This window comes from Paenibacillus sp. FSL W7-1332 (assembly GCF_037969785.1).
Lineage (GTDB): Bacteria > Bacillota > Bacilli > Paenibacillales > Paenibacillaceae > Paenibacillus_AQ.
Map to the genome: position 1 here is coordinate 6,722,501 of NZ_CP150209.1, position 25,756 is coordinate 6,748,256.

40 protein-coding genes and 1 rRNA gene (1 of these 41 only partly in view) are annotated in these 25,756 nt (G+C 47.3%); 2 read left to right on the forward strand and 39 right to left on the reverse strand.

Features of this window, described 5'->3' with window-relative positions; genetic code table 11:
- The 3 genes from MKX98_RS30610 to MKX98_RS30620 all read right to left on the reverse strand — a co-directional run.
- Nucleotides 1-488 (reverse strand): 16S ribosomal RNA (locus MKX98_RS30610); it reaches 1,068 nt to the left of the window's first position.
- 367 nt (nt 489-855) lie between these two features.
- Nucleotides 856-1,086 carry a hypothetical protein gene (locus MKX98_RS30615; RefSeq protein WP_009592811.1) on the reverse strand — a complete coding sequence of 77 codons (231 nt, stop codon included), beginning with the start codon at nt 1,084-1,086 and terminating at the stop codon, nt 856-858.
- A gap of 211 nt (nt 1,087-1,297) precedes the next feature.
- On the reverse strand, nt 1,298-1,906 hold the full coding sequence (locus tag MKX98_RS30620; protein WP_194544692.1) for a stage II sporulation protein M: 609 nt from the start codon (nt 1,904-1,906) through the stop codon (nt 1,298-1,300).
- 94 nt (nt 1,907-2,000) lie between these two features.
- Here MKX98_RS30620 and pdaB point away from each other — a divergent pair, with 94 nt between their 5' ends.
- Nucleotides 2,001-2,804 carry a polysaccharide deacetylase family sporulation protein PdaB gene (pdaB, locus tag MKX98_RS30625; RefSeq protein ID WP_071221000.1) on the forward strand — a complete coding sequence of 268 codons (804 nt, stop codon included), beginning with the start codon at nt 2,001-2,003 and terminating at the stop codon, nt 2,802-2,804.
- Nucleotides 2,805-2,872: 68 nt separating this feature from the next.
- Here the strand turns inward: pdaB and MKX98_RS30630 are convergent, their stop codons facing one another.
- Nucleotides 2,873-3,466, reverse strand: a complete 594-nt coding sequence (locus tag MKX98_RS30630; protein ID WP_076326206.1) for a KinB-signaling pathway activation protein — start codon at nt 3,464-3,466, stop codon at nt 2,873-2,875.
- Nucleotides 3,467-3,704: 238 nt separating this feature from the next.
- Between MKX98_RS30630 and gerD the strand changes: the two genes are divergently transcribed.
- Nucleotides 3,705-4,421, forward strand: coding sequence for a spore germination lipoprotein GerD (gene gerD / locus MKX98_RS30635; protein ID WP_339220137.1), 717 nt, complete (start codon nt 3,705-3,707; stop codon nt 4,419-4,421).
- 81 nt (nt 4,422-4,502) lie between these two features.
- Here the strand turns inward: gerD and MKX98_RS30640 are convergent, their stop codons facing one another.
- The 35 genes from MKX98_RS30640 to rpsS form a co-directional block, all read right to left on the reverse strand.
- On the reverse strand, nt 4,503-5,597 hold the full coding sequence (locus tag MKX98_RS30640) for an Mrp/NBP35 family ATP-binding protein (RefSeq protein ID WP_339220139.1): 1,095 nt from the start codon (nt 5,595-5,597) through the stop codon (nt 4,503-4,505).
- Nucleotides 5,598-5,660: 63 nt separating this feature from the next.
- The gene (cwlD, locus tag MKX98_RS30645) at nt 5,661-6,434 is read right to left on the reverse strand and encodes an N-acetylmuramoyl-L-alanine amidase CwlD (RefSeq protein WP_194544695.1); all 774 of its coding nucleotides are present in this window, start codon (nt 6,432-6,434) and stop codon (nt 5,661-5,663) included.
- 70 nt (nt 6,435-6,504) lie between these two features.
- Nucleotides 6,505-7,674 (reverse strand): sulfate adenylyltransferase, encoded by a 1,170-nt coding sequence (gene sat / locus MKX98_RS30650; RefSeq protein ID WP_220683769.1) that lies wholly within the window; start codon nt 7,672-7,674, stop codon nt 6,505-6,507.
- 57 nt (nt 7,675-7,731) lie between these two features.
- On the reverse strand, nt 7,732-8,424 hold the full coding sequence (locus MKX98_RS30655) for a phosphoadenylyl-sulfate reductase (protein WP_194544697.1): 693 nt from the start codon (nt 8,422-8,424) through the stop codon (nt 7,732-7,734).
- 189 nt (nt 8,425-8,613) lie between these two features.
- A complete protein-coding gene (locus MKX98_RS30660) occupies nt 8,614-10,263 on the reverse strand; it encodes an MDR family MFS transporter (RefSeq protein ID WP_339220143.1) in 1,650 nt (549 codons plus the stop codon).
- A 9-nt stretch (nt 10,264-10,272) separates the two neighbouring features.
- Entirely contained in the window at nt 10,273-10,725 is a 453-nt protein-coding gene (locus tag MKX98_RS30665) for a MarR family transcriptional regulator (RefSeq protein WP_071221008.1), read from the reverse strand.
- A gap of 321 nt (nt 10,726-11,046) precedes the next feature.
- Nucleotides 11,047-11,439 (reverse strand): 30S ribosomal protein S9, encoded by a 393-nt coding sequence (rpsI, locus tag MKX98_RS30670; protein WP_006212891.1) that lies wholly within the window; start codon nt 11,437-11,439, stop codon nt 11,047-11,049.
- Between the two features lie 20 nt (nt 11,440-11,459).
- A complete protein-coding gene (rplM, locus tag MKX98_RS30675) occupies nt 11,460-11,897 on the reverse strand; it encodes a 50S ribosomal protein L13 (protein WP_071221009.1) in 438 nt (145 codons plus the stop codon).
- Nucleotides 11,898-12,205: 308 nt separating this feature from the next.
- Nucleotides 12,206-12,988, reverse strand: a complete 783-nt coding sequence (gene truA, locus MKX98_RS30680; protein WP_194544699.1) for a tRNA pseudouridine(38-40) synthase TruA — start codon at nt 12,986-12,988, stop codon at nt 12,206-12,208.
- 312 nt (nt 12,989-13,300) lie between these two features.
- Nucleotides 13,301-13,666, reverse strand: a complete 366-nt coding sequence (gene rplQ, locus MKX98_RS30685; RefSeq protein WP_071221011.1) for a 50S ribosomal protein L17 — start codon at nt 13,664-13,666, stop codon at nt 13,301-13,303.
- 39 nt (nt 13,667-13,705) lie between these two features.
- A complete protein-coding gene (locus tag MKX98_RS30690; protein WP_071221012.1) occupies nt 13,706-14,650 on the reverse strand; it encodes a DNA-directed RNA polymerase subunit alpha in 945 nt (314 codons plus the stop codon).
- Between the two features lie 134 nt (nt 14,651-14,784).
- Nucleotides 14,785-15,180, reverse strand: coding sequence for a 30S ribosomal protein S11 (gene rpsK / locus MKX98_RS30695; RefSeq protein ID WP_009589209.1), 396 nt, complete (start codon nt 15,178-15,180; stop codon nt 14,785-14,787).
- A 19-nt stretch (nt 15,181-15,199) separates the two neighbouring features.
- A complete protein-coding gene (gene rpsM, locus MKX98_RS30700) occupies nt 15,200-15,568 on the reverse strand; it encodes a 30S ribosomal protein S13 (RefSeq protein ID WP_006212897.1) in 369 nt (122 codons plus the stop codon).
- A 20-nt stretch (nt 15,569-15,588) separates the two neighbouring features.
- Nucleotides 15,589-15,702 (reverse strand): 50S ribosomal protein L36, encoded by a 114-nt coding sequence (gene rpmJ / locus MKX98_RS30705; protein ID WP_003333770.1) that lies wholly within the window; start codon nt 15,700-15,702, stop codon nt 15,589-15,591.
- Nucleotides 15,703-15,833: 131 nt separating this feature from the next.
- Complete coding sequence (gene infA, locus MKX98_RS30710) at nt 15,834-16,049, reverse strand: translation initiation factor IF-1 (protein ID WP_006212898.1); 216 nt, start codon at nt 16,047-16,049, stop codon at nt 15,834-15,836.
- A 2-nt stretch (nt 16,050-16,051) separates the two neighbouring features.
- Entirely contained in the window at nt 16,052-16,357 is a 306-nt protein-coding gene (locus MKX98_RS30715) for a KOW domain-containing RNA-binding protein (protein WP_194544701.1), read from the reverse strand.
- 9 nt (nt 16,358-16,366) lie between these two features.
- On the reverse strand, nt 16,367-17,119 hold the full coding sequence (gene map, locus MKX98_RS30720) for a type I methionyl aminopeptidase (RefSeq protein WP_006212900.1): 753 nt from the start codon (nt 17,117-17,119) through the stop codon (nt 16,367-16,369).
- Between the two features lie 5 nt (nt 17,120-17,124).
- Nucleotides 17,125-17,769, reverse strand: a complete 645-nt coding sequence (locus tag MKX98_RS30725; protein WP_339220148.1) for an adenylate kinase — start codon at nt 17,767-17,769, stop codon at nt 17,125-17,127.
- An 89-nt stretch (nt 17,770-17,858) separates the two neighbouring features.
- Nucleotides 17,859-19,157: a preprotein translocase subunit SecY gene (secY, locus tag MKX98_RS30730; RefSeq protein ID WP_194544703.1), complete on the reverse strand. Its 1,299-nt coding sequence runs from the start codon at nt 19,155-19,157 to the stop codon at nt 17,859-17,861.
- Nucleotides 19,157-19,597, reverse strand: coding sequence for a 50S ribosomal protein L15 (gene rplO / locus MKX98_RS30735; RefSeq protein WP_006212903.1), 441 nt, complete (start codon nt 19,595-19,597; stop codon nt 19,157-19,159). The genes secY and rplO overlap by 1 nt, the downstream gene beginning before the upstream one ends.
- Before the next feature lie 46 nt (nt 19,598-19,643).
- Entirely contained in the window at nt 19,644-19,829 is a 186-nt protein-coding gene (gene rpmD / locus MKX98_RS30740; protein ID WP_006212904.1) for a 50S ribosomal protein L30, read from the reverse strand.
- 12 nt (nt 19,830-19,841) lie between these two features.
- Nucleotides 19,842-20,339: a 30S ribosomal protein S5 gene (rpsE, locus tag MKX98_RS30745; RefSeq protein ID WP_009589212.1), complete on the reverse strand. Its 498-nt coding sequence runs from the start codon at nt 20,337-20,339 to the stop codon at nt 19,842-19,844.
- A gap of 26 nt (nt 20,340-20,365) precedes the next feature.
- A complete protein-coding gene (gene rplR, locus MKX98_RS30750) occupies nt 20,366-20,734 on the reverse strand; it encodes a 50S ribosomal protein L18 (protein ID WP_071221017.1) in 369 nt (122 codons plus the stop codon).
- 111 nt (nt 20,735-20,845) lie between these two features.
- Nucleotides 20,846-21,388 (reverse strand): 50S ribosomal protein L6, encoded by a 543-nt coding sequence (gene rplF / locus MKX98_RS30755; RefSeq protein WP_071221018.1) that lies wholly within the window; start codon nt 21,386-21,388, stop codon nt 20,846-20,848.
- 29 nt (nt 21,389-21,417) lie between these two features.
- Nucleotides 21,418-21,816 carry a 30S ribosomal protein S8 gene (gene rpsH, locus MKX98_RS30760; RefSeq protein WP_006212908.1) on the reverse strand — a complete coding sequence of 133 codons (399 nt, stop codon included), beginning with the start codon at nt 21,814-21,816 and terminating at the stop codon, nt 21,418-21,420.
- 33 nt (nt 21,817-21,849) lie between these two features.
- Nucleotides 21,850-22,035: a type Z 30S ribosomal protein S14 gene (locus MKX98_RS30765; protein WP_074961883.1), complete on the reverse strand. Its 186-nt coding sequence runs from the start codon at nt 22,033-22,035 to the stop codon at nt 21,850-21,852.
- A gap of 46 nt (nt 22,036-22,081) precedes the next feature.
- Complete coding sequence (gene rplE, locus MKX98_RS30770; protein ID WP_007132558.1) at nt 22,082-22,624, reverse strand: 50S ribosomal protein L5; 543 nt, start codon at nt 22,622-22,624, stop codon at nt 22,082-22,084.
- Nucleotides 22,625-22,652: 28 nt separating this feature from the next.
- Nucleotides 22,653-23,009 carry a 50S ribosomal protein L24 gene (gene rplX / locus MKX98_RS30775; protein ID WP_006212910.1) on the reverse strand — a complete coding sequence of 119 codons (357 nt, stop codon included), beginning with the start codon at nt 23,007-23,009 and terminating at the stop codon, nt 22,653-22,655.
- Nucleotides 23,010-23,086: 77 nt separating this feature from the next.
- Nucleotides 23,087-23,455 carry a 50S ribosomal protein L14 gene (gene rplN, locus MKX98_RS30780; protein ID WP_006212911.1) on the reverse strand — a complete coding sequence of 123 codons (369 nt, stop codon included), beginning with the start codon at nt 23,453-23,455 and terminating at the stop codon, nt 23,087-23,089.
- A gap of 36 nt (nt 23,456-23,491) precedes the next feature.
- Entirely contained in the window at nt 23,492-23,758 is a 267-nt protein-coding gene (rpsQ, locus tag MKX98_RS30785) for a 30S ribosomal protein S17 (RefSeq protein WP_009589223.1), read from the reverse strand.
- A gap of 45 nt (nt 23,759-23,803) precedes the next feature.
- Nucleotides 23,804-24,001, reverse strand: coding sequence for a 50S ribosomal protein L29 (rpmC, locus tag MKX98_RS30790; protein WP_007132561.1), 198 nt, complete (start codon nt 23,999-24,001; stop codon nt 23,804-23,806).
- Nucleotides 23,991-24,425: a 50S ribosomal protein L16 gene (gene rplP, locus MKX98_RS30795; RefSeq protein ID WP_009589221.1), complete on the reverse strand. Its 435-nt coding sequence runs from the start codon at nt 24,423-24,425 to the stop codon at nt 23,991-23,993. Before rplP ends, rpmC begins: the two co-directional genes overlap by 11 nt.
- A 2-nt stretch (nt 24,426-24,427) precedes the next feature.
- A complete protein-coding gene (gene rpsC / locus MKX98_RS30800; RefSeq protein ID WP_006212915.1) occupies nt 24,428-25,093 on the reverse strand; it encodes a 30S ribosomal protein S3 in 666 nt (221 codons plus the stop codon).
- Nucleotides 25,094-25,106: 13 nt separating this feature from the next.
- Nucleotides 25,107-25,439, reverse strand: coding sequence for a 50S ribosomal protein L22 (rplV, locus tag MKX98_RS30805; protein WP_015737624.1), 333 nt, complete (start codon nt 25,437-25,439; stop codon nt 25,107-25,109).
- Between the two features lie 36 nt (nt 25,440-25,475).
- The gene (rpsS, locus tag MKX98_RS30810; protein ID WP_006212917.1) at nt 25,476-25,751 is read right to left on the reverse strand and encodes a 30S ribosomal protein S19; all 276 of its coding nucleotides are present in this window, start codon (nt 25,749-25,751) and stop codon (nt 25,476-25,478) included.
- Nucleotides 25,752-25,756: the final 5 nt, after the last annotated feature.

Genomic DNA, 25,756 nt, shown 5'->3' on the forward strand with positions numbered 1-25,756 from the left:
TCTCCTAGCAGTTACTCTAGAAGACGTTCTTCCTTGGCAACAGAGCTTTACGATCCGAAAACCTTCATCACTCACGCGGCGTTGCTCCGTCAGGCTTTCGCCCATTGCGGAAGATTCCCTACTGCTGCCTCCCGTAGGAGTCTGGGCCGTGTCTCAGTCCCAGTGTGGCCGTTCACCCTCTCAGGTCGGCTACGCATCGTCGCCTTGGTGGGCCGTTACCCCACCAACTAGCTAATGCGCCGCAGGCCCATCCCCAAGTGACAGATTGCTCCGTCTTTCATTATTCCACAATGCTGTGAAATAAATTATCCGGTATTAGCTACCGTTTCCGGTAGTTATCCCAGTCTTGAGGGCAGGTTGCCTACGTGTTACTCACCCGTCCGCCGCTAACCATCAGGAGTGCAAGCACTCCATCAAGTCCGCTCGACTTGCATGTATTAGGCACGCCGCCAGCGTTCGTCCTGAGCCAGGATCAAACTCTCCAATAAGGATCGGAAGGAATCTCATACCCGAAGGTGATGAGGTGTTCCATCCTATGTTTGACTTGCTCATTTCTTAACTGACGAGAATTTGTTCAATTCTCTATTTCAACGTCCCACCAAAGTGGTTCGTTTTACTCACTCGTTGTTCAGTTTTCAAAGATCAATCTGTGTTTCTTGTTTGTCATCCGCATCTCAGCGGCGACTTTTATAATATATCATACTTCCTATCAACTTTGCAAGTACTTTTTTTAAAAAGTTTTTTGAAGTTGGTTTTGAAGTTTGATGGCCGCCGGTTGGCGGCATCACCTTCGAAAAGGAAGCGAAAATTAATTTACCATATACTTAGCCGGTTAGTCAACACTTTTTCGTAAAATTAATGTTTGATTTGCGGAAACTTCCCGTTACGTGCATATTTGGAGAGTTCCTTCTGCGGTGCAAACCGGGCATACATGCGGAACACCGTTTTATATCGGTTAGCAATAGCCTGCCTGATGTTTTGGTCCAATCGTTGGTCGCTCAAATCCAGCAGCATCTCATCCAGTTCTTTTCGCAGTACATAATCAAGCTCTTTGCACTCTTTTTCATTGAATAGCATTCCCAGCATGATAGGACCTCCTTGTATAGTTAAGTGAACATGTAACGTCACTTCAATCGGATTAAAGCTGCTCTTGCCTATGTATTGGTGATTAACCGTATTGGCGGAATCTCTAAACCGAATGAATGCTGTCTGCACATTATGATGAACGTCCTGTCCACGCAGCTCTCTCTTTACTCTGCTAAGCTGCTTTATTAGGTATGCACAATTTCAGGGAAAATTATGACATCAGCCACAACGTAATTGTACTTTCGATCACTGCCGCAATGAGCAGCAGCACGACAACCCATAAGGATGCAGTACCCAGCTTGCGCCAAAACCCGCGCCACTCCGCGCCTATCCCGCTTCTGCGCTCCCCTGTTGCCACAATACTTCTCAATACCAGCCCGCCAAAAGCCAGGCCATACCCGCAGGCAATCACAATGACCGGTATCTCAATGATCCCATGTGGCAGCAGCCCTTTCACAATCAGATCAAACAGACTCTCTCCGCTCTCCCCCACAACCTTCAGCAAGAAACCTATCACCATGCCATTAATGACCAGGAAGAAGAACGGTATTACGCCGAGCAGCAAGCCTGAGAACATGACCAGCACGCTCTTAATGCTGTTGTTAAGAAAGATAAAGACAAAGAAATTCCATTCGGGATGATCGGAGGAACCGAGCTGCTGGCTAATCTCCCCTAATCCTTGAAGCTGACCTAGAAGGAATTGCTCGAACCCCTCTGAACTTGCTCCCGCCACGATTCCGGCGATAAATAAGACCGCTGCCAAGAGCAATGCCTTCCGGATCGATCTTAAATCTCTGAGAAAAATGCTAAAACGTAACATTCGCTACCTCCTAAATTGGTATAACTCGCAAGTACGAGCATATGTTGAAAGTAAACAAGCTATTGCACACTGAAGGGAGAGGGGCGCACGTATTATGAATTCTTTTTATGTATTCAACGGCAGAAAGATTAAGCGGTTTTTCTTCGTCCTTGCCGCGGCGATCTTTGCAATCGGCGTTATTTATGTGGAGAGTGACAACATCTCGGTCTTCTCCGAGAACAACCCGTCAGCGATTTACAGCGTGTCTACGGATAAGAAACAGATCGCTTTAACGTTTGACATCAGCTGGGGCGAAAAACGCGCAGAGCCTATTTTACAGGCCTTAAAAGACAATGGAGTTCAAAAAGCAACCTTCTTCCTGTCTGCGCCATGGAGCAAAACACATCCCGATATCGTGAATGCCATTAAGGAAAGCGGATATGAAATCGGGAGCCACGGCTTCAAGCACGATAATTACAGCACGCTCACCGATGAGGAAATACGCAAGCAGATTTCTTCGGCACATACTATTTTAACCGCAATGACCGGACAAGAACCCAAATTAATACGAATGCCTAACGGGGATTTTGACAAAAGAGTGCTCGGCATAGCCCAGAGCCTTAACTACACGGTGATCCAGTGGGATACCGACTCCAGGGACTGGAAGAATATCGGCGTCGACAAAATTGTGGACCGCGTCGTCTCCAAAGCACATCCGGGAGACATCGTGCTGATGCATGCCAGCGACTCCGTGAAGCAAACACATGAAGCTCTCCCTCTCATCATCAAGGAACTGCGTAATAAAGGCTACGAGTTCGTTACGGTAACCGATCTGCTTCAACAGGGCAGCGCCCAAGGCACCGAGGTTCGTGATCACGCTTCATTGCAGAAGAGCATCGAGGATGCAGGCGGACTTTAAACGCTCGAGAGGACCCTGTAATTGAATCCTGTAATTGAATAATGTTTAACAAAAAAAGAGCTAAGGTGTTAGCTCTTTTTTTCGTCTTGTGTAACTTTATGAAGCGTCAGAATTTGGTATGCATTACAGATTAGCAATGGTACCACCATAAAGATCGTGGCGTTGCTGACTCCAATTTGCAGTACACCGATAATCTCCACAATGGAAATCGCCATCATGAAGAAGAGGGTCGGAATCCATGCATTAGCATTTGTGCTCTTCACTTTGAGATAAGCAACAACAACGGCAATAACCAAAATGGAAATACCTAAAATCAAATCCTGCTGCAGGCTAGTGGATCCGCCGACAAAGGTACGGAAGAACATTAGCTCCAGCAATGCTAGAACAGCCAACACAATCTGAATGTACTGCCAAGTCTTTCGGCGGAATATGCCTATCCCCATATAATTTAAAGTCAGGTACGCAAAAAAGCCCATCTGGGAGTATACGCTCACCAGTGCCCCCGAGCCCAACAAAATCAGCGGGTATATCAATAAATCGGCCATTCCCGTAAATTCGATCGCGCCATTAAACAACTGCAGGATCAAACCTACAATTAATGCCGCCACTGCCCCGACGAGCAGCGTTTTCAAAAACAATTTAGACCACTTTCGTAAGCTCAACTAACTTCCACCCCCACAGATCATTATTTTACCAACGTTCACAATAAAAAACCATTCTGAATCCGACATATTTCTGCAAATCCATCACATACTATGCGAAGAACCGTAAGAAAAACATCGATCGAGCGTACTTCACCAGAGGACCTACCTATAATGCTGCGGATGTTTTTCTTGCGATTATCGAATTTGTTCGGCTTCGCTTATAAATTCAATGATCTTAAAAAGGAGGACAACGGTAATGAAGTGGCCGTTATTTCGTTTATGTATTATCGTCTTCGTTGCTGCCGTGGTGCTTACCGCTTGTGGTGCAGAACAAAGCTCGTCCCCGCAGCTCGGATATAAAGAAATCAAGTCCATGGTGGTCGACATTCTGAAAACCGACGAAGGTAAAAAAGCGGTAGAGGAAGCGCTGGGCGGTGGATCTGGCGGTTCCTCCGGAAGCGGCGGATCCATGGGGATGCGGATGATGTCCGCCCAGTCCGGGGATCAAATTCGCATGGCCGTTAAGGATACACTGGTATCGGAGGAATATAAGAAGGAAATTGAGAAGATTATGACCGATCCGCAATTCGCGGGTGATTTTGCCAAAGCCATCAATTCCGAGAGCAAGCAGCTGCATATGCAGCTCATCAAAGACCCAACCTATCAAAAAGCGATTCAAGATATGTTAAAATCTCCGGACGTGATGAAATCGTTTCTTGAACTGACCAATACCCCGGATTATCGCAAACAGTCCATGACCGTGATGCAGGAAGCTATGCAGAACCCGCTGTTCCGCATGGAGGTGCTGGAACTGCTTAAAACGGTTGTAAAAGACGAACTTCAGCCTAAAGTGGAGAAGAAAAAAGAAGGACAAGGACAAGAAGAGCAAGGCGGCGGCGGCGGCGGTGGTGAAGGTGGCGGTGAAGGCGGCGGCGAAGGAGAAGAAGGCGGCGGTGAAGGCGGCGGCAGTTAAGCAGCACTTCCCCATCTCTCCCATAAACATTAACAGGCTCCCTAACTAGGGAGCCTGTTTCATTATATGCTTATTGACCATCTAGATGAATTCCTCAAGCTTGCCTGCAATCCTTGCGGCGATTTCATCGTAGATCCCTGCGCTCTCGGTACCTGCCTTATACACCGACGGGGAGAAGTCCGGCTCTGAAGGGTGGTTATCAGGCGCTCCCAACGGAAGCTGCGCGAGCAGCTCGGTATGAAGCGTTTCGGCAAGCTTCCCTCCGCCTCCACGACCAAATACATAATCCTTCTCCCCGCCATGGGAGCAGACATAATAAGACATGTTCTCGACGACGCCTAAGATTTCATGATCGGTCTGCAGGGCCATGGCACCCGCTCTGGCAGCTACAAACGCCGCCGTAGCATGCGGGGTGGTTACGATGATCTCTTTGCTCTGCGGAATCATCTGATGCACGTCCAGCGCCACGTCCCCTGTCCCTGGCGGCAGGTCCAGCAGCATGTAGTCCAAATCCCCCCAAGCGACATCCGTGAAAAATTGACGCAGCATTTTGCCAAGCATCGGTCCGCGCCAAATCACCGGACTATTCTCGCGGATGAAGAAGCCCATGGACATCACCTTGACACCAAAACGCTCAACCGGATGGATGACACCCTCCTCAGTTACGGACGGCCCCTCTTCAATGCCCATCATATCCGGTACGCTGAAGCCATAAATATCGGCATCAATCAAGCCTACCTTCTTGCCTTGCCGAGCCAAAGCTGCAGCTAAATTCACCGTAACGGTGGATTTACCCACGCCGCCTTTGCCGCTTGCAATCGCAATGAAATGAACGCCGGATTGCTCGCTAAGAAGCATATTCTGCTCCATGCCGGCGGCATGTCCTTTTGTCAGCTTCTCGCGATCGTTATCTTCCTCCCGGGCTGCTCCGCTAACGGCATTGTCCAGAGGGCGCATGCGGATATGTATATCCTCTGCCCCCATAGCTTCAAGAATTTCTCTGATCTGCGCCTCCAAGGAAGCGCGTACATCTTCACTGCTGTAAGTCACGGATAATCGGACCGTGCGTTCCTTCACAACAATATCTCGAATACGCTGGAGCTCCATTAGGCTCTTCCCGGTTTCGGGATCGCGTAAAGGCTGGAGTATCTCCTGTACCGTTTCTCTAGTCAGCATATAAGCACCTCTGCTCTATGTAATGGAATAGACAATGTTTCGATATTCCTGTCCATTATACCATTACTCTGCAGCTTGTGACGACTCGCTGGCGGACTCTCCGGACGTATATCGCAAAATGCCATTATACACAGAGGCTGCGACCTTTCTCTGGTATTTCTCATCACGCAGCAATTCGGATTCCTCCGGATGGGACAAGAAACCGACCTCTACCAAGGCAGAAGGCATGCGCAGAGCTTGAAGCAAAAATATCTTATCATCCGTTTTGGCCAAACGCTGCGTATTCTCCAGGTTATGCCGTATTTCTGCCTGAATCAATTCAGCGAGTTTTTGACTTTCCCCGTTATTTGGAGGGAAAAAGGTCTGCGCCCCTCTCCACCGATTGGACGGAATGCTGTTCAGATGCATGCTGATAAACAGATCCGCCTTACTCTCCTCGATCATCCGAACGCGTTGCTTGAGGTCTTCCGTTTTACGCTTGGAATACCCCTTTGTGCTTTCTGCAGCCAGGTCATAGTCTCCTTCTCTTGTCATAATGACGAGTGCGCCTGCCTGCTGTAAATAATCACGCAAATACAAGGTGATGGCCAGGTTTACATCCTTCTCGATGACGCCTTGTCGGCTTACCGCCCCCCCATCTGGCCCGCCATGTCCTGCATCAAGGGCAATGACTTTGCCGGCAAGCGGCAAACTCCAGGTATTCGACGTTTTGGCAGAGGGGATTTCGTATGTTACAACGACAATGAGCAGTGCCAGCAGCGCAGCTCCAATCAGGGTTTGCTTGACTCTCTTTAGCGATATCCATACCGTAACCTTGTCCGATCTCCGCCTGGACATAACAAAACCACCTCGTCCCATGAGTTGTTCTACTCCATCATATGGGACAAGGTGGCTATTTATGCCTTGGTTAGACCGTAATCTGCTCTTTCATGCCTTCGATTAACACTTGCGCGACTTCAGGGCGCGTAAATTCCGGTGGCGGGCACTGTCCTTCGCGAAGCAAGCCACGAACCTTCGTTCCCGACAAGGTCAGATGAGCCTCCTTAGGATGAGGGCATGTTTTGCTTGAAGCCATGTTTCCGCAGGTGGTGCAGAAGAAGCTGTGCTCAAAGAACAGCGGGGTAATACCCAACTCTTCTGCAGTGAAATTCTTGAAAATTTCCTGAGCCTCATACGTGCCGTAATAGTCACCGACTCCTGCGTGATCCCGGCCAACGATAAAATGGGTACAGCCATAGTTTTTACGGACCATTGCATGGAATATAGCTTCTCTAGGCCCCGCATAACGCATGGCAGCCGGAAATACGCCCAGGAAGGTGCGATCCGCTGGATAGTAGTTCTCCAGCAAGGTCAGATAGCTCTTCATTCGCACATTGGCAGGAACGTCATCCGATTTGGTCTCTCCTACAAGCGGATTGAGGAATAGTGCGTCTACGATTTCCATGGCACTCTTCTGAATGTATTCATGTGCACGGTGAACCGGATTACGTGTCTGAAAGCCTACAACTGTATTCCAGCCCTTCGCTTTGAACTGTTCCCGGGTCTCTGCCGGATCAAAATAAAACTCGCCAAACCGTTCCGGCTGCGGACGATTCAGCACTTGGATCGGCCCGCCTACATAGATTGAAGGACGTTCGAAAAGTTTCTTCACGCCGGGATGCTCCGGATCATCCGTCTTAAATACTTGAACAGCCTCAGCTTGCTGATCCACCTGATAGACGCTCTCTACATCGATAACGCCGTAGACGACCCCATCTTCTTCGCCTACAAGGGCCGCCTTCTCGCCGACGGCAAGTTTAGCCGCTGTATGCTCATCAACAGCCAGGGTAACCGGTATGCTCCAGACCGTACCGTCCGCTAAACGCATAGAGGAAACCACAGACTTGTAATCCTGCTCGTTCAAAAATCCTTGCAGTGGCGAAAATGCCCCGACCCCGATCAAATCCAGATCCGAGATGCTCCAAGCGTTTACGGGGATCTTATGAAGAGTGTCGACCTGTTTCAATAAATCTTCACGCTCTGCTCCTTGGGCTACCCGCTGTACCAGCGTACCGCCATGAGGGAGTATGGCTGTCATGAATAATTCCTCCTTCTTATGCTGTAACTGTACGATCCTAAGTACATCATGAGTCGTTTATTTATGAAGTCCGCATTCCGTCTTCTCATGACCTGACCAGCGTCCAGCACGTGGGTCTTCTCCTGGCATGACCTGTCGTGTGCAATATTCGCAGCCAATGCTCGGATAATTCTGATCATGCAGCGGGTTGTAGATGATCTCATTAGTTCGGATATAGTTCCACACATCCTCGCTAGTCCATGCCGCGATCGGATTGAACTTCACCAAACCGAACTTGGTATCATATTCAATCTTCTTCGAATTCGCCCGGGTAGGGGCTTGATCTCTTCGTATCCCTGTAATCCAAGCCTCATACTGAGACAGAATCCGGGTCAATGGCTCTACCTTTCGGATGTTGCAGCACTCATTCGGGCTGACGCTCCATAATGCTTCACCATACTGTGCCGCTTGCTCTTCCGGCGTAATGAGCGGAGAGACCCGCACGAATTCCAGGCCATAACGTTCGGCCATACGATCCCGCGTTTCGTACGTTTCCTTGAAGTGAAAATCGGTATCCAGATAAAAAATATCCGTCGACGGGCTAATCTTTTGAATCATGTCCACCAATACCACATCTTCTGCTCCAAAGCTGCAAGCAAACGTTATATTGGGAAATGTCTTGATCGCATATGCGATGACTTCCTCAGCCGATGCATGCTCAAGCTCTTCTGCTTGCACTCGAATCAAATCCTCTTTCTCCAGCAAATTCATGATTGGATGCCTCCCCCAATATTAATCCCGATAATCCTACTGAAATAATATGAATTAAGTACAGTATAAAACATTCCTAATAAATGTCAACATCAAATCGTTACCATGATAAACGAAAAAACCCTTCCTGCATAAGCAGAAAGGGTCTCCTTTCTCTTCGATTTCCAAACATTTTGACAAATACCAATCTTAGTCTGTTGTTGCCACCGATACCTCTTTAGCTCTAGTACCTGCGCCGGCACTCTTCCCTTCCGAGTCGTCGGATTTGGGAGCGGATGCCTGATTCGTCGTTCGCAGCGGAATCTCCTTTAAGAAGAACACAAGCAGCAGCGCGACTACGAGGACTAACGTACCTGTGAGGAACACCATGGACAATGTATTTCCAAGTGCATCGCGGATACTGTCGATCATTTGCGCGAACAAAGGCTGTACATCGGCAGGAAGACTTGCCTGCGTTTGTTCGATCAGCGGTTTATTCATCAGTGTCTGCGGATTAGCGAAGGACAACATCTGCTGTGCCAGCTGTGGATCCACCGTGCTAAAATCCGGTGCATTCGTCGACTGAAGTGCTTCCTTCAAATTCTTCGTCAGATTATTCGACATAACCGTTCCCATAACCGCGATCCCGATTGTGCCGCCGAGATTACGGAACAACTGGGATGATGCCGTTGCTACACCGAGTTCATTGTGGGGTACCGCATTCTGCGTAGCCAGCGAGAATACCGGCATACCCAAACCAAGACCGATACCAAAAATAATGGTACTAACTACCGTAAGCCAAATGTTGTCCATGAACACCATAATGCCCATACCGACCATCATAATGGGAACTCCAAGAAGTGCGTACCGTTTGTACTTACCGCTTTTAGCAATGAGTTGACCTGCTATAGCACTCGTACCCATCATGAAAATCGACATCGGGATGGTTACATAACCGGCATAGGTTGGTGAGATGCCAAGCACACCTTGAACATAGAAGGAAATATAAATCATGGCACCCATCAGACCAAAGTTCATAAAAAATCCAATCAGATTAGAAACCGTAACGACACTATTTTTGAACAAACTAAGTGGCAATACCGGCTCCTTCGCCTTCATCTCTACCAAGATAAAGATAAAAGCCGATACGACTGAAGCTGCGATGAGACCAATAATCTGCGGTGATCCCCAAGCATATTCCGTACCAGCCCAAGAAAAGGCCAGCAGTAAAGGAACGATGGACGTTGTAAGGAATAAGGAACCCAAATAGTCAATGGACTGGCCAGGCTTGCGTTCAACCTTCGGAAACAACGTCCAAATCATGATAAAGGCTACTACACCCAGCGGCAGGAAGATCCAGAATAACCAACGCCATTCGATGTTATCGACCAGATATCCGCCAAGCGTAGGGCCAAGTACACTGGAAAAACCGAATACCGCGGTCATCAGACCCATCCATTTGCCACGTTCGCGCGGTGGAAATAAGTCCCCGACCGACATAAATGCGGTTGATTGAATAATACCGGCACCTATACCTTGAATACCGCGATAAATAATGAATTGATACACGTCTGTTGATGTACCCGTCAGGAAAGCCCCTAACATAAAAAATAATATACCTATCAAAATAAACGGCTTACGCCCGAACATGTCGGACAGCTTACCTACCAATATCGTTGCGATCGTTGATGTTAACAAATAAATATTGATGGTCCATGTATAATAATCCATGCCATCAAGAATGGCGATAATCCGCGGCATTGCGGTGCTCGTTATCGTCTGGTTAATGGCTGCGAAGAACATCGCAGCCATGATCGCAATCATAATTGAAACTTTACGTTTAAGCGTTAAATGCTCCATGCTCCACCTCTACCCGTTGTTGTGATTGTCTTTATCTATGTTTGACAGCATCAAGGAGAAGATTCTTCTCAAATGCTGAATGTCTTCCTCAGAGAGAAAATTGAAAAACCCCTGAATCATTTCCTTCTGATCCTTCTTCACTTTCCTAATTACATCTAGACCCGGTTCCAAGAGTGTGATGTTGACAACTCTCCGGTCATCCTCTGCACGCTCTTTTTGCAAGTATCCTTCCGCAACCAATTTATCCGTTAGACCGGTTATAGCCGGCGGTGTTAAAGACAAAGCTTCGGCAAGCTCCGATACCTTCAGTGGCCCTCGCAGCTTTAATACATACAGCACCTGAAATTGTGGAAAGCTTAAGTTGTACTTCCCGGCGCTCGACTTGTTCCATTCCTGATGAATGTTCTTCAGCAGTGCCCGGAACATCGACGACACCTTGAAAATCTCTTCATTGCGATCCAACCATATCCCCCCCTTCTCTGGTCCGAAAATTACTTATTTAATTAATGATTAAATATTAATTATTTAAGTGCTTAATTAATTCGCAATTAATAATATATCTCTATTTACATATCAAGTCAAGTGGTTAACGATGTAAGATCATCCCTATCTACATCCATCTATTCGCAGGTTGTGCACATCATGTGAACAACCGGTTCTAGATTTGGCCAACGAAATCGGAGTGAATTGTCCATCCTGTGAATATCTTTGTGGACAACCGCTTTCTCTAAACATAAAAAAGCCCTTGACCATAATGGCCAAGGGCTTGGTAAGTCGCAAATATTAACGTTTGGAGAACTGAGGCGCGCGACGAGCTGCTTTAAGACCGTATTTCTTACGCTCTTTCATACGAGGGTCGCGAGTCAGGAATCCAGCTCTTTTCAGAGAAGGACGGAATTCTGGATCTGCTTTCAGAAGAGCACGGGAGATACCGTGACGGATTGCTCCAGCTTGACCGGAGATGCCGCCACCGTGAGCGATGACAAGCACGTCATATTTGCCCAGTGTTTCTGTCAGATTCAAAGGTTGTTTAACGATCAGCTTGAGTGTTTCCAAACCGAAGTATTCATTAATATCACGTTTATTGATGACAATGCGTCCTTCACCCGGTACGAGGCGTACACGTGCTACCGAGTGTTTACGACGACCTGTCCCATAGTATTGTACTTGTGCCATGAAACTGTCCTCCTTTATAATTAACCGCGAAGTTCGTAAGCTTCTGGTTTTTGTGCTTCATGTGGATGTGCTGTGCCTGCATATGCTTTCAGTCTCAGCTTCATTTTCTCGCCCATGCGAGTTTTAGGAAGCATGCCGTGAACCGCGCTTTCGATTACACGCTCTGGGTATTTCGCAATCAGGTCTTGAGCTGTAGTTACTTTCAATCCACCTGGATGCAGGGAGTGACGATAGTATTTTTTGTTCTCCATCTTTTTGCCAGTGAGGTGGATTTTCTCGGCGTTGATAACAACCACGAAATCCCCTGTGTCAACATGTGGAGTGAATTGAGGCTTATGTTTGCCGCGGATCAGAGCCGCAACTTCACTTGCCAAACGGCCAAGCGTCTTGCCTTCGGCATCAACGATGTACCATTTGCGCTCAACTTCATTTGGCTTCGCCATATAGGTGGTACGCATGTATAGTTCCTCCTTGTATTCGTCCGAAAATCATCATTAATTTTCATTATTTATCTTCATTCATGTTTAAAGCATTGTCATGGTGTTGCAGTTTTGCATTCGGCATTTTCTTAACCGGGGCTGTGGGAGAGCCGTTAAGAAAACACAACTTATATAATACAGGATTACGCCCACTTCCGCAAGTGTTTTTTGGTTTTCCACCTTACACCATGCGTGTAATTCAAACAAGTCGCCCATCGCATCCAGAAGCGATTTCTTCTTCTTTATGTGATCGCCTTATCCGTGGTCTGATATCAACGGGCATTGGGTTAGTCCTTTCCGGCGATATCATACTCCACTTCCCATAACATCAGGCCCTTGCCCATGGCTGTCGGGCCGGCTGCTGCCCGGTTTTTGGCTTCCAGTATGACCAACATGTCATCCGGATGGCGCTTGCCTTCTCCTACCTCAATCAACGTCCCCATAATGATCCGAACCATATGCTGCAGAAACCCGTTCCCGGATACGTACGTATGAATGACTCCTTGATCTCTCGTGCCGGGACGGCACATAGACGTATCCTTCTCGATCCAGGCATCAAAAATAGTACGAACGTGAGACGGCTTCGTTGACTTCCGTGACGCAAACGTTGTATAGTCATGCGTTCCGATCAGATGAGAAAGTCCCTGCTCCATGGCTGCGATATCCAGTTTCCCATGATGATGGATCTGGTACCGCCGATTGAATAGATCCGGATATTGGTTAGCATTGATGGTAAAACGATAGGTTTTGCGTTTCGCTGCGTGCCGGGAATGGAATTCCATGGGTACCTCCATCGCATCCGAAACCACGATATCTTCCGGCAGCCAGGTGTTTAATGCCATACACCAACGCTCAACGGGAATTGGAGAAGCTGTGTAGAAATTGAATACTTGGGCACGAGCATGCACCCCAGCATCTGTCCGGCCTGAAGCCGTAATCTTGAGCTGTTCACCAGACAAACGGCGGATCGCTTCCTCCAAATAGTCCTGAATCGTGTGGCCACCGGGCTGGGTCTGAAAGCCGTTATAATCGGTACCATCGTAACTGACCTTCATCAGAAGATTACGCATTGCTGACCTCCTGAGTATAGCGGAAGTTTCTTTCGCTTATAGAATGTCATCAGCTTCGCTGATAACTTATACATTCTACATCCATCAAAAAAAGAGCCCCATAGGAGCTCCTTTTCATCATGTTAAGCCGAACCCTTCGAGTCAGCCACATGACTAGAAGGTCCCCGTTATTGTTGCCCATGGAGTAGTCGAGACGAGTCGAACCAGATGATCGACTATATCTCGCACCACTTCCCGTTCATGGCTCCAAGAATAAACATCTACAGAGCCGGGCATACATAACTACAGTCACTTCAATGGAACAAAGCTATATTACGCGCGATCTACCAGTTCCAAGTAAACCATTGGAGCTGCGTCACCACGACGAGGTCCCAGTTTCAGGATACGAGTGTATCCGCCTGGACGCTCGGAGTAACGAGGAGCGATTTCGGAGAACAATTTTTGGATTGCATCTTGTTCACCGTCTACTGTTTCACGACGCACGAATGCAGCTACTTGACGACGAGCGTGAAGATCACCTTTTTTTGCTTTTGTGATCAACTTCTCAGCGATCGAACGAACTTCTTTCGCTTTGGCTTCAGTCGTTTGAATGCGCTCATATAAGAAAAGGTCGGTTACCAGGTCACGGAACAACGCTTTACGCGCACTGGAATCGCGGCCCAACTTTTGGTATGCCATGTGTTTTTCCCTCCTTTGCTAAGCTAAGCCGAATCTATGCTATTCTTCCGTACGAAGTCCCAGGCCCAACTCCTCAAGCTTCTCTTGTACTTCCTCCAAGGATTTGCGTCCGAGGTTCCGGACTTTCATCATATCCTCTTCGGTTTTCGTGGTCAGCTCTTGTACCGTATTAATGCCGGCACGTTTCAAGCAGTTGTAGGAACGAACGGAAAGATCCAGCTCTTCGATCGTCATTTCAAGCACTTTTTCTTTCTTGTCTTCTTCTTTCTCAACCATGATCTCAGCATCCTTCGCTTCGTCGGTCAGACCTACGAAGAGGAACAGATGCTCAGTCAAGATTTTCGCGCCGAGACTAACAGCTTCTTCCGGGCGGATGCTGCCATCCGTCCAAATTTCAAGCGTCAGTTTATCGTAGTTGGTTACTTGACCAACACGCGTATTTTCCACACCGTAGTTAACACGGCTAATCGGAGTATAGATCGAATCGACGGGAATGACGCCGATAGGCTGGTCATCGCGTTTGTTCCGATCCGCCTGGACATAGCCACGACCGCGACTGGCAAAAATACGCATATGAAGTCTTGCACCAGGGCCGAGCGTTGCAATATGAAGATCTGGGTTCAGAATCTCCACATCACTATCCGCACGGATGTCACCAGCAGTAACAACCCCTTCACCCTCCGCATCAATCTCGAACACTTTCTCTTCATCGGAATGAATTTTCAGAGACAAAGCTTTCAGGTTCAGGATGACCTCGGTCACGTCTTCCATGACACCCGGAATCGTGGAAAATTCATGCAGCACGCCATCGATTTGAATCGATGTGACTGCAGCTCCCGGTAGTGAGGATAACAAGATGCGGCGAAGCGAGTTCCCCAGCGTCGTGCCATACCCTCTCTCCAGAGGCTCAACTACGAATTTCCCATAGGTTCCATCTTCATTGACATCAACGGTCTCAATTTTCGGCTTTTCGATTTCAATCACGCAAGTACCCCTCCTTCAAACGTCGCTCCTATATGAAACTGTCATCTTATCCAGTAATCCATGTAGTAGTATGCCTAAACAACCATTATTAGCAGATTGCAACGGATTTATACCACATTAACAGGATGACTTCATTATACGCGACGACGTTTTGGTGGGCGGCATCCGTTATGTGGAATTGGTGTAACGTCTTTGATCAGGTTGACTTCGAGACCTGCTGCTTGCAGAGAACGAATTGCTGCTTCACGACCAGCACCAGGACCTTTAACCATTACTTCCACCGCTTTCATACCGTGTTCCATAGCCGCTTTGGCAGCTGTTTCAGCAGCCATTTGCGCAGCGAACGGGGTCGACTTACGGGAACCTTTAAATCCAAGGCCGCCGGAGCTTGCCCAAGAAATCGCGTTTCCGTGAGGATCCGTAATCGTTACGATTGTATTGTTGAATGTGGAGCGGATATGAGCCACGCCACTTTCAATATTTTTGCGGTCACGACGTTTAGTACGTACGACTTTTTTTGGTTTAGCCATTGTCTATTATCCCCCTTTCTTATTTCTTCTTGTTCGCTACGGTACGACGAGGACCTTTACGTGTACGAGCATTCGTTTTAGTACGTTGACCACGAACAGGCAATCCACGACGGTGACGAATACCGCGGTAGCAGCCGATCTCCGTGAGACGTTTAATATTTAAGGAAATTTCACGACGCAGGTCACCTTCTACCTTAACCATACCATCGATCGTTTCGCGCAATTTGCTGACTTCATCTTCTGTCAAATCACGGACACGAGTGTCTGCATTGATTCCAGTTTCTTTCAGTACTTTCTGGGAAGTCGTTTTACCGATTCCGAAAATGTAAGTCAAGGCGATCTCAACGCGTTTGTCACGTGGCAAATCCACACCAGCTATACGAGCCATTTTACGCTACACCCCCTTCTTTAACCTTGTTTTTGTTTGTGTTTCGGATTTTCACAGATAACCATTACGTTCCCTTTGCGGCGAATGACTTTGCATTTTTCGCAAATAGGCTTTACAGAAGGTCTTACCTTCATGCTAATTACCTCCTCCAAGTTTTACGTTGTAAAACCAGCTTCGAAACTAAAGTAGTTTGTTACCGCTGCTGAGTTTTACGTCAGTAAAACCGCTTCGCAGCTTTCCTTAATTCCCCAGGGGAACCTTGAATCTATTTACGGTACGTGATACGACCTTTGGTTAAATCATACGGCGAGAGTTGAACAACCACTTTGTCTCCTGTAAGGATACGGATAAAGTGCATCCGCAGCTTTCCGGAAACATGAGCGAGAATTTGATGACCATTCTCCAGCTCGACTTTAAAGGTAGCATTCGGCAACGGCTCAATGACCGTTCCTTCGACTTCAATGACATCTTCTTTAGCCACAGTTAGTCTCCTTTCTGATCTGCCTTGGATTTATCGGATACAAACCGGTCCAGTGCGAAACGCAGTTTACCGTTTGTAACCCGACCGCTTTCTTGCAAACTGTTTACCACTTCACTGCTAATGTAGGATTGAGGTTCAAGATGAAGAACATTCTTCTTCTTGGCCCCGTCAAACTTGCGTTTGTCCCCATCCGCGATCCACACGAACCTGCTGTCCTCAATCGAAACGATAACGGCATACTGTCCGGCATCTCTGCCTTTTAGTATCTTAACAATCTGACCGGGCTGAAGCGTGATTTCATTATTCATGTTATCACCCTATTCCGGCAGCTTCGTCAAAATTTCCATGCCATCCGGCGTGACTGCTACCGTATGCTCGAAGTGAGCACATAGTGAGCCGTCTACCGTTACAACCGTCCAGTTGTCTTCCAGCGTCTTGACGTTCCGCTTACCCGCATTGACCATCGGCTCAATCGCGAGCACCATGCCCGGTTTGAGTCTTGGTCCGCGATCAGGGATGCCATAGTTCGGAATTTGCGGATCCTCATGCAGATCGGTACCCACACCATGACCAACGTATTCCCGGACGACAGAGAAACCTGCATCCTCGATATGACGCTGTATAGCATGAGAGATTGTAAACAAGCGGACATCGGGTTTGATTAGCGCAAGTCCAGCATAGAGCGATCCTTCCGTTACGTCCAGCAGACGCTGGGCCTCTTCGGAAATCTCTCCTACAGCGTAGGTCCATGCCGAGTCACCATGGTAACCCTGGTACTGTGCACCGATATCAAACGTAACGATATCGCCCTCGATTAATTTGCGTTTGCCTGGAAATCCATGCACCAATTCTTCGTTGACTGATGCGCAAATGCTGGAAGGAAATCCGTTGTAGCCTTTAAAAGATGGCACAGCGCCTTGGCTTCGAATGAACTTGTCGGCCATAAGGTCAAGTTCCCCGGTCGTAATGCCCGGTTCTACATGAGCGGCAAGGAGTTTGTGGCATTCCGCCACGATCCTTCCTGCTTCTCTCATCAAGCTCAGTTCCGTTTCGGATTTACAAATGATCATTATACTTAACCTCTCAGTATAGACGCAATTTGTGTTGAAACCGCGTCGATTTCCTGATCACCATCGATTTGACGCAAAAGACCTTTGTTCTCATAAAACGTGAGGAGTGGTGCTGTTTTGTTGATATATTCGTCTAAACGAATGCCGACGCTCTCTTCGTTATCATCGGAGCGCTGGTACAATTCGCCGCCGCATTTATCACAAATGCCTTCCTGTTTAGGAGGATTAAAGATCACATGATAAGTCGAACCACAGTTTTTGCAAATCCGGCGGCCGGTAAGGCGAGCCAGAAGCTTTTCCCGATCAACTTTCAGGTTGATGACGTGATCGAGACCAGTATTCAAGCGGGCGAGAATGTCATTCAGCGCTTCCGCTTGCGAAAGGGTTCTTGGAAAACCGTCCAATAAAAAACCTTTTTCGCAATCGGACTGCTGCAGACGCTCTTCCACAATACCAATCGTTACGTCATCCGGTACCAGCAGACCCTGATCCATGAATTCCTTCGCTTTAATCCCGATGGGAGTTCCTTGTTTAATCGCGAGACGAAATGCATCGCCTGTTGAAATATGAGGAATACCGAATTCATTCACGATGTTTTCTGCTTGCGTCCCTTTTCCTGCCCCAGGAGGACCCATGAATAAGATGTTCACCTTACGTCACTCCCTCCCCTTGATTGACTAGCAAGAACAACACAATAGGCGCCGGGAAGCGATACAGACCACTCGCCGGAACCTATCGCCTATTTATTGATAAAACCTTTGTAATGACGTTTGATCAGTTGGCTTTCGATCTGCTTCATCGTATCCAGTGCAACACCGACCACGATCAAGAGGGACGTACCACCAATCTGAACCGTACGCGGAAGACCTGCAAGTGATCCAAAGAACACCGGAAGTACGGAGATCACGGCCAGGAACAGAGCTCCTGTCATGGTCAGACGGGTCATAACCCGGGTCAGATACTTCTCGGTAGCTTTACCAGGACGAATGCCCGGTACATAGCCGCCGTTCTTCTTCATATTATCAGCCATTTGGTTCGGATTCATCTGCACGAAAGTGTAGAAGAACGTGAAACCAATGATCATGAGTACATACAGTACCATTCCAAGCGGGCTGTCATAAGCCAGATTCGCCGTAACCCATTTCGCCCAATTCTGGTGTCCCCAGAAGCTAGCGAGGATAACCGGGAACTGCAGCAGTGACATCGCAAAGATTACCGGAATAACGCCTGCTCCGTTAATCTTGAGTGGAATGTGTGTATTCTGTCCGCCGTACATTTTGTTTCCTACAACACGCTTCGCGTATTGAACCGGAATTTTACGGATACCTTGCTGAATGAATACAACACCGGTAATGATCAGAACCAAAATCAGTAGGATGATGACACCCTTCAGAATGTTCATGAACACTTGACCATCCTGAATGAAGTTCGATTCGATCGTAGTCCGAATGTGCATCGGGATACCAGCAGCGATACCTGCAAAGATAATGATCGAAATACCGTTACCGATTCCGCGTTCCGTAATCTGTTCGCCGAGCCACATCAGGAATGATGTACCTGCGGTAAGCACGATCGCAATAACAACAAAATCGATAAACGTTGCTCCAGGAACCATATCCATGCCATACATACGGTTAAACCCGATGGACATTGCGAATGCCTGGATCAAACCCAATATTACCGTACCATAACGAGTAATTTGAGCCAACTGTTTCTTCCCGTGTTCCCCTTGTTTGTTCCATTCCGCAAACTTTGGAATGACGTCCATCGACAACAACTGTACGATAATGGACGCAGTAATATATGGAAATATCGAAAGGGCGAAGATCGAAAACTGCGATAGTGCGCCCCCCGAGAACGTGTTAAGAAGACCGAACAACTCATTGCCTGCCTGATTCGTCTGGGTAAAAACATCTTTGTTAACACCGGGAACCGGAACAAAGGATCCAATACGGAAGATGATCAGAACGAATAAGGTGAACAAAATACGCTTGCGAAGGTCATCCACACGCCATATATTTTTCAGGGTCTTAAACATTAGATCACCTCGGTTTTACCGCCGGCAGCCTCGATCTTCTCTACCGCAGATTGAGAAAACTTATTAGCTTTTACAGTCAAAGAAACGGTAACTTCACCGTTGCCAAGAATTTTGATTCCGCTCTTTGTATTGTTAACAATACCGCTCTCAACCAAAACTTCTGGAGTCACTTCAGTACCTGCTGCAAAGCTGTTAAGTTCTTCGATGTTCACAATCGCGTACTCTTTCCGAGTTGGGTTTACGAAACCGCGCTTCGGAAGACGACGATACAATGGGTTCTGTCCACCTTCGAAGCCTGGACGTACACCACCGCCGGAACGAGAGTTTTGTCCTTTGTGACCGCGACCCGACGTTTTACCCGTACCGCTACTAGTACCGCGTCCAACGCGCTTGCGCTCTTTGCGGGATCCAGGTGCTGGGCTCAGCTCATGTAACTTCATCGTTCGTTGCACCTCCTTAATATGTCCGGGAATAAACTGCCCGGGATTAACCTTCGATTTCTTTAACAGAAACCAGGTGATTTACTTTCTTAATCATTCCGCGAATTGCAGCATTGTCGCTTTGAACCACGGAATGGTTGATTTTGCGAAGTCCGAGTGTTTTCACGGTTGCACGCTGATCCTCTGGACGACCAATCACGCTGCGTACGAGGGTGATTTCAAGTTTAGCCATGAGATTCCCTCCTTAACCCAACAGCTCTTCGACGGATTTGCCGCGAAGCTTGGCAACATCTTCAACACGCTTCAGGCGGGACAACCCTTCCAAAGTCGCATTGACCATGTTCATGGAGTTCGAAGAACCTAGAGATTTTGTCAAAATGTCGCCTACGCCAGCCAGTTCAAGTACTGCACGAACCGGTCCGCCAGCGATAACCCCAGTACCTTCAGATGCCGGCTTCAACAATACTCGGCCTGCTCCGAAGTGACCTGTTACGAGGTGAGGAATAGTTGTTCCAACAAGTGGAATGTGAATCAGGTTTTTCTTAGCATCTTCAATACCTTTGCGGATTGCATCCGGTACTTCGCCTGCTTTACCGATACCTGCTCCTACCCAACCTTTGCCATCACCGACAACTACCAGTGCACTAAAGCTAAAGCGACGTCCGCCTTTTACAACTTTAGCAACGCGGTTAATGTTTACTACTCTTTCAGTCAGTTCTAAAGTGTTAGGATCTACACGCAAGTCGTTTACCTCCTTTTGAAAATATCTTAGAATTCAAGGCCTGCCTCGCGAGCTGCCTCTGCAAGTGCTTGAATACGTCCATGATACAAGTATCCACCACGATCGAATACGATCACTTTGTAACCTTTGTCTGCAGCACGTTTTGCAACGAGTTCGCCGACTTTACGAGCGGATTCAACGCTTCCGCCGTTCTTGATGTCGTTAGCCAGTTCTTTATCCAGCGTAGAAGCTGATGCCAAAGTCACGCCAGCCACGTCGTCGATCAATTGAGCATAGATGTGTTTCGAAGAACGGAACACGTTCAGACGTGGACGTTCTGCTGTGCCTTGGATTTTCTTACGGACACGCAGGTGTCTTTTCAGACGAGCTTTGTTCTTGTCTTGTTTCGTGATCATGCTTCCATTTCCTCCCTTCAGTTTTGCCTTAAGAGCTTCACTTTTAGACGCATCGGGTAAGTATGGGAGAAGAAGTAAGTTATCCACCAGGTGAATCCCCGGTCAGCTAACTTATTTCTTCTTACCAGCTTTACCTTCCTTACGGATAATGCGTTCACCTTCGTATTTAATACCTTTACCTTTGTATGGCTCAGGCTCACGTACGGAACGAATCTTAGCAGCGTATGCACCTACGCGCTCTTTATCGATACCTCGAACCGTGATTTTTGTGTTTGCCGGTACGTCGAACTCGATACCTGGCTCCGGTGTAATTTCAACTGGGTGGGAGTAACCCACGTTCAGAACGATTTTATCTCCGGATTTGCTTGCACGGTATCCGACACCTACCAACTCAAGGTTTTTCGAGAATCCTTCAGTTACACCGTTGACCATATTCGAGACAACGCTGCGGGTCGTGCCGTGAAGAGAGCGATGTGTTTTGTTGTCGGAAGGACGAACAACATTGATCTCGTTGTTTTCTACTGTAATTTGCATGTCTTTATGCAGTTCACGAGTCAAGGTACCTTTAGGTCCTTTAACAGTGATTACAGTGTTATCCAGTGTGACTTCCACACCGTTTGGAATAGCAATTGGTTTACGACCAATACGGGACATTCATTACACCTCCTATCTTGTGACGTTGATTACCATACGTAGCAGAGAACTTCTCCGCCAGCTTTGGATTGACGAGCTTCTTTGTCGGTCATAACTCCCTTAGACGTGGAGATGATCGCAATACCCAAACCACCAAGTACGCGAGGTACTTCGTTGCTCTTCGTGTAAACGCGAAGACCTGGTTTGCTGATTCTTTTCAGACCTGTGATTACACGTTCGTTGTTGGAACCATATTTCAGGAATACACGAATGATCCCTTGTTTATTGTCTTCCACAAACTCTGCATCACGGATGAAGCCTTCACGCTTCAAAATGTCAGCGATTTGTTTTTTAATCGTCGAAGCAGGCATTTCTACTGTTTCGTGGCGAACCGTGTTCGCGTTACGAATACGAGTTAGCATATCTGCAATTGGATCGGACATAGTCATGTAGGATAAACCTCCTTCCCGTTTATAAACTTCTTACCAGCTTGCTTTTTTCACGCCAGGAATCTGGCCTTTATAAGCTAATTCACGGAAACAAATTCTGCAAATTTTAAACTTCTGCAGTACCGAATGTGGGCGACCACAACGTTCACAACGGGTATATGCCCGTACTTTGTATTTCGGTGTACGTTGTTGTTTAACTTTCATCGAAGTTTTTGCCACTTAGCCTGACACCTCCTAAATAGTTTCGGAGAAAAGGACAACCGTCTTATTTCGCGAAAGGCATGCCCAGTTGAGCAAGCAGTTCACGGGATTCTTCGTCGGTTTTAGCAGTCGTTACGATAACGATGTCCATACCGCGAACTTTATCCACTTTGTCATACTCAATTTCAGGGAAAATGAGTTGCTCTTTCAGACCGAGCGTATAGTTACCGCGTCCGTCAAATGCTTTGGTGGACACGCCTTGAAAGTCACGTACACGTGGAAGTGTAACGTTGAACAGCTTGTCGAGGAAGTAGTACATACGCTCACCGCGCAGTGTTACCTTCACACCGATAGGCATATTCTCACGCAGTTTGAATCCCGCGATGGATTTCTTCGCACGGGTGATAACCGGTTTTTGACCAGCAATCAGCTGCATGTCGTTCACAGCGGAATCAAGCACCTTCGAGTTAGCTACAGCGTCACCTACACCCATGTTGATGACAACCTTCTCGATTTTTGGTACCTGCATTACTGTCTTATAGCTAAACTTCTGCATCAGAGCAGGAGTTACTTCGTTCAAAAAACGTTCTTTCATTCTTGCTGCCATGATTCAAGGACCTCCTTTCTAAACCGTCTTATTTATCGATAACTTCTCCGGATCTTTTAGCTACGCGAACTTTTTTACCGTTGTCCAGTACTTTGTAACCGATACGGGTTACTTTTCCGCTCTTCGGATCAACGTGCATAACGTTCGATACATGGATCGGAGCTTCCTTCTCGATGATACCGCCTTGTGGGTTCATTTGGTTTGGCTTCTGGTGCTTCTTAATCATGTTCACACCTTCAACCAAAACACGATTTTCACGAGGGTACGCTGCGATGACACGGCCTTTTTTGCCTTTGTCTTTACCGCTGATGACGATAACTGTATCATCTTTTTTCACGTGCAGTTTGTTGCTATGGGATTCCAGAACTTTTTTCACTTTAGGCATTCGTTACACCTCCTATGACTAGCCAGTTCAACTATTTATCGGGTTCCCGAAAAGTTACGTCACTTTTTGGGGTGTTATTAGATTACTTCCGGAGCCAAGGAAACGATTTTCATGTAGTCTCTTTCGCGAAGTTCGCGAGCAACTGGTCCGAAAATACGAGTTCCGCGTGGGCTTCTGTCGTCTTTAACAACAACAGCTGCATTCTCGTCAAATGAGATGTAAGATCCGTCTTTACGACGTACAGAACGTTTCGTGCGAACGACTACCGCTCTTACTACATCACCCTTTTTGACAACGCCGCCTGGTGTTGCTTGTTTGACGGAACATACGATCAAATCACCGATTTGAGCTGTACGACGACCAGTACCACCCAATACGCGGATACACATCAGTTCCTTCGCACCGGAGTTGTCAGCAACAGCTAAACGTGTAAATGGTTGAATCATTTAAATTTCCTCCTTCCATCAAAAACTGATCATATCTTAGATGATTACCGCTTTTTCAACCACTTCTACCAATCTCCAGCGCTTGTCTTTGGAGAGAGGGCGAGTTTCCATGATTTTAACGGTATCTCCGATTTGAGCTTGATTGTTCTCATCATGCGCTTTAAATTTTTTCGTGTATTTAATGCGTTTGTGATACAAGTCATGCTTCTTATAAGTTTCAACAGCTACAACAATGGTTTTATCCATTTTATCGCTGACAACTTTACCAATTTGCACTTTACGAGCATTGCGTTCTTCGCTCATTTGTTAGCCTCCTTCCTGAATACAGAACGTCGAGTTTCTGCTTCATTAACTAATCCCAAGTTCTCTTTCACGGATAACGGTTTTAGCACGAGCTATTTCTTTGCGAACGTCACGGATCCGAGTCGGGTTGTCAAGCTGGCCTGTGGCCAATTGAAAACGGAGGTTAAAGAGTTCCTCTTTAAATCCGGCGATTTTTTGCTCGATTTCTGCAGTGGTTAAGTTGCGCAGTTCATTAGCTTTCATTTGCTTCACCACCCACTTCTTCTCGTTTCACAAACTTCGTTTTAACAGGCAGCTTGTGAGCGGCGAGACGCATCGCTTCGCGGGCGATTTCCTCGGACACGCCTCCAAGTTCAAACATGATCTTGCCTGGTTTTACAACGGCAACCCATTTCTCAACGTTACCTTTACCGCTACCCATCCGCACTTCGAGAGGCTTTTGAGTAATCGGCTTATCTGGGAAAATCTTAATCCATACTTTACCGCCACGACGAATGTAACGAGTCATCGCGATACGAGCAGCCTCGATCTGACGGTTCGTGATCCAGCCTGGTTCTGTTGCTTGCAGACCGAATTCGCCGAAGTTCAGTTCAGTACCGCCTTTAGCTTGACCTCTCATATGGCCGCGCTGTTGTTTGCGGTGTTTTACACGTTTTGGTACCAACATGATTAGTTGCCTCCTTCCTGAGCAGCTTGTTTCTTAGCCGTAGGAAGAACCTCTCCACGATAGATCCATACTTTCACGCCGATACGGCCGTAAGTCGTATGCGCTTCTGCTGTACCATAGTCGATGTCTGCACGAAGCGTATGAAGTGGAACAGTTCCTTCACTGTAGCCTTCCGTACGAGCAATCTCGGCTCCGCCAAGACGTCCGCTGACCGATGTTTTAATCCCTTTTGCTCCAGAGCGCATAGTTCTTTGAATCGCTTGTTTCAGTGCACGACGGAAAGATACACGACGTTCCAGCTGTTGTGCAATGCTTTCAGCAACAAGAATAGCGTCCAGTTCAGGGTTTTTGATTTCAGAAATGTTGATGTGAACTTTTTTACCGCCGGCAATTTTAGTCACTTGTCCGCGCAGTACTTCTACTTCGGAACCACCTTTACCGATAACCATACCTGGCTTCGCAGTGTGGATCGTCACGTTCACACGATTAGCCGCTCTCTCGATTTCGATACGGGATACAGCGGAGTCTTTCAATTTATTTTTCAGGTATTCACGGATTTTCACGTCTTCCAGCAAAAGATCACCGAAGTCTTTGCCTGCATACCATTTGGATTCCCAATCACGGATAATACCGATACGGAGTCCTACTGGATTTACCTTTTGGCCCACACGTTTTCCCTCCTTATTTTTCAGCTACCACCAAAGTAATGTGGCTGGTGCGTTTATTGATCCGGCTTGCACGTCCCATCGCACGCGGGCGGAAACGTTTCATAGTCGGTCCCTGGTTGACATAAGCTTGCGTCACAACCAATTTAGTTACATCCAAAGAGTAGTTATGCTCAGCGTTAGCGATAGCCGAGTTCAAAAGCTTCTCAACAACCGGAGATGCAGCTTTCGGAGTGTGACGAAGAATTGCGATCGCTTCGCCGACTTGCTTACCGCGGATCAAGTCAACAACGAGTTGAGCTTTACGAGGAGCAATACGAATCGATCTAGCATGTGCTTTTGCTTCCATATGTTTAACCTCCTCTCAAACAAAGAGCTTCATTAATTATCTTCTTGTTTTCTTATCATCTTCATGACCTTTGTAAGTACGAGTTGGAGCGAACTCACCCAACTTGTGTCCTACCATGTCCTCTGTTACATATACAGGTACATGTTTACGGCCATCGTATACTCCGAACGTGTGACCGATAAATTGCGGGAAAATAGTGGAGCGGCGGGACCAGGTTTTGATCACAGCCTTTTTGCTTGCGGCGTTCATGTCCTCCACTTTTTTGAGCAGATATCCGTCAATAAAAGGTCCTTTTTTCAAACTACGGCTCATATTGA